This window comes from Microcoleus sp. BM001215392 (assembly GCF_036700185.1).
GTDB lineage: Bacteria > Cyanobacteriota > Cyanobacteriia > Cyanobacteriales > Microcoleaceae > Microcoleus.
Genome location: NZ_JAUBOJ010000379.1, coordinates 3,653 through 7,208, shown reverse-complemented (window position 1 = coordinate 7,208; position 3,556 = coordinate 3,653). Strand labels below are relative to the sequence as shown.

General features: G+C 47.2%; 2 protein-coding genes. Both read right to left on the bottom strand.

Going from position 1 to position 3,556, the window contains the following annotated elements; all coding sequences use genetic code 11:
• Positions 1–438: 438 nt before the first annotated feature.
• A complete protein-coding gene (locus QT974_RS28330; RefSeq protein ID WP_333471722.1) occupies positions 439–1,989 on the bottom strand; it encodes an ATP-binding protein in 1,551 nt (516 codons plus the stop codon).
• 127 nt (positions 1,990–2,116) lie between these two features.
• Positions 2,117–3,556, bottom strand: a 1,440-nt coding sequence (locus tag QT974_RS28325) for a calcium-binding protein (RefSeq protein ID WP_333471721.1), incomplete at its 5' end; no start/stop codon positions are given.

Here is a 3,556-nt window from a genome sequence, read left to right as displayed (position 1 = left end):
GTCCCCGCTGGTTTTTTCTACAAATCGCGAGCGGGGACGCTCGCACTATAAATGCAAAACTGAGATGCTCCCTAAAGTTTTTGATGCGACCTCACTTACTATATAATCCAATACGGTTTACTTAACGTTTTTTGAGGAATTTATATGACGATTTTCTGGCAATACTGCATTTTTGGCAAGTCAGATTTTTCTTGAGTCAACTGTATTGCTATATAATCACTACTCTAAGAGGGCTCGCATCCCAACAACGTACCTCACTAAAACCGACAGATAGACTCGGGTTTGAGGGGGCAGGTTTTATTTGCGATTCCGCGAATGTATTAGCTTTGCCGCCCTAAGTACCGGATAACCCTTTACGCGAAGACTCTTTTCTTACCTATTGCTAGCGCGAGTTGCTGCAATAATTCTGTCGAGATATGCGCCTTGCATACAAAATCCTCACGCACGAATGACTGTAATCTCTCGCCCTAATGGACTAAGCTGAATTTCAGTTTTCAGCCGTTCTTCCAATTCTAGTGCATTATCTCTTTTATCAAAAATTACCAACCAACCCTCATCTTGTCCCAATCTCGCTAAATATCCATCCAACTGTTCCAATCCTTTACTCAAAGGGTCAGCTTTCCTATTCCGCCACACCTTCAGTTCAATTCCCAGTGTCACCTCACCATAGCGCAAACACAGATCCATGCGATCGCGCCCAATGGCATATTCTCTCTCCAACGTTCCCCCGCCGTTAATCACTCGATGGAGAAACGCCATCAACACTAGATGCGGCGCAATTTCGGGATAGGATGCACTTTTGAGCAACGGTTCGCCATGTTGCAGCCAAAAGGCGAGAAAGGCATCGAGAAGGGCATCTGTGTTTAATTCTCCGTTGGCGCCCAACCAACTGGGACTGATAATCGGTAAACTATCTTGGGGGCCTTGGGCTAAAACTCGCGGTAAAACTTCTCGATAAATCGGATTGGCGATGACTAGCCCCCCAGCCGGATCGCGTCTGAGTAAACCCAAGTCTACCAAATATTGGCGATCGTCATTGGAAGACTCTGGCAATTCTCGTCCGGCTAAAATCGGCTCGATAATGGCTTTGACTCGGTTTTCTCGGAGTTTTTCTGCTAGACTATCTAAATGGGTATCTTGTCGTTTAATCAGAATCTCTTTAGCAGTTAAAATATGCTCGGCTGTAATTTCTATTGATTCATCAGTGACTAATTCTTCTACGATTTCTTTAGCTAACGCATTCACTAGCCAAGGTTGTCCCTGAGTCAATTCAAAAGCTAAAGCTGAGGCTTCGGTTGTAAAAATTTGTCCGGTATCTTCAGTATGTTGGTTGTAGAGTTCGACGACTTCAGCAGCATTGAAATTCCGCATAGTCAGGGAACGAACTTTAATATTAAACGGACTAGAAGTATTGAGCCTGTCACTGCCACCTGCGGCCACTTTATAATCTCTCACATCTCGCAAACCAATTAAACCGACTGATTGAGGAAAAGCCTTTGGACGATTGGGATAACCATCGCGTAATTGACGTAGAATTGAAATTAAAGCCAGGTCTTGTAAGGCATCAATTTCGTCAATCAAAATAACTAAAGGACGAGGGGAAGATTCAGCCCAAAGACTGAGTGCATCGCCGATGCGGTGTCCGGCTTCTAATGAAGACCAAGCTAGAGGTTGTAACTCTTGGGGCAATCTGATAGAAATTGCTCGCCGCCAAGCACCGAGAATAGCATCTTCAGCACCAGCAATGTCTTGACTGAAAGGTGCGCCCACTTCAACAGATAGCATGACAGCGGTATATTGTCCGCTGTCGGTGAGTTGTTTGGCTAAAGACAACATGGCAGTGGTTTTGCCGATTTGTCGGGGTGCGTGGATGACGAAATAGTTTTCCTGGGCAATCAGTCGTTCTAGGTTGGGGACGCGACTGGTTGCAGGCAGCATATAGTGGATGTCAGCGCGGCAAGGGCCAGCGGTATTGAACCAGCGAGGCATAGTTAAATTGGGGTGTAAGGAAGGGATGCTTTCAGTTTACCTTGCGGTTGTCAGAATGCCGATCGCACCCCAGCGTTACCAAATTCGATTTTGCAGCCTCCAAGCAGTTTCAACGGCTATGTCCAATCTACAAACCAAACTCAATGACTCTAAAATCCTGTTGGGTGATGAGGTTAGCTTGCACGCCGTTGAGAGTCGCTAAGATTTGATTTGTGTTGGCAATTTTGATTAAGGTTGCACCGCCGTCTTGAACTATGCTAAGTCGATCGCCCTTTAACCCTCCCATCAACATAAATACATCCTCACCGGGCGTAAAATCAGCAACGACATCGCCACCATCCCCCGCAGCCAAGCAAAAGTAATCGCGCCCGCTTCCCCCAATCAAAATATCTTCACCCTTGCCGCCGTACACAGTATCATTACCATCGCCGCCGCACAATTTATCGACATCTTCAGCACCAAAAATTATATCGTTGCCGCTACCGCCGCACAAATAATCTTTTTGACTGCTACCATCAGTCGCAATGTTATCAATATCTCCGAAAATTGTATCGTCGCCGTCGCCACCGCAGATGGTGTCAATTCCCAACTCTCCAAACAGCAAATCGTTGCCGGATTCGCCGCAAATTAGATCGTTATCTTTGCCACCGTGAATGGTGTCATTGCCATCGCCACCAGCCAGACTATCTGTGCTTTCTTGCCCGTATAAAAGGTCGTTGCCATTATTCCCAAACAGCAAATCTTTGCCCGTAAAATCGCCGTTAGATGAATCAGAAGTGCCGCCAAATAAACGATCGCCACCTTCATCCCCAAGCAAGGTATCATTGCCTTTGTCGCCCCAAACTACGTCATCATCTTTGCCTGCGATCGCCAAATCGCGATCTTTCCCCGCATAAATAACATCATTCCCAGCGTGCCCGACGATGTAGTCGCTATCTTCGTTACCAAATATCGTGTCGCTGTCAGCATCCGCACCCACAGCAACCGGGCTGGGAAAACCACCGTAAATATTGTCGCTCCCGCATAAGCCCATTAGCAAGTCGTTACCGTTAAAACCGTTGATGCTGTCATTAATATCGGCGCCGGTGAGAGTATCGCTGCTGTCTGTAGCGTTGAGGGTATTTACAGGGATATTCGGTTGGGGAATGGAAGCGATCTCGGGTAAATTGATTCGATCGCACGTACAGCCCTCAGAAGCAGCGGGAATTACCGCAGGTTTGGGGGTTTCCGTAGGGGCGATGGGATCGTTGGGATTGGCGATCGATATTTCCGCAGGTTTAGCCGTCGCAATTGTCGGAATTGTCCAAATTGGAGTTTCCGCAATTGTCGCAATTGTCGGAATTGTCGGAATTGTAGTTTCCCCAATTGTCGGAATTATCGGAATTGTCGGAATTTGAGTTTCCCCAATTGTCCGAATTGTCGGAATTGTCGGAATTGGCGTCGGAATTGGCGTCGGAGTTTCCGCAGGCTTCGGAGTTGGAATTGGAATTGGAGTTTCCGCAGGCTTCGGAGTTTCCGCAGGCTTCGGAGTTTCCGCAGGCTTCGGAGTTTCCGCAGGCTTCGGAGT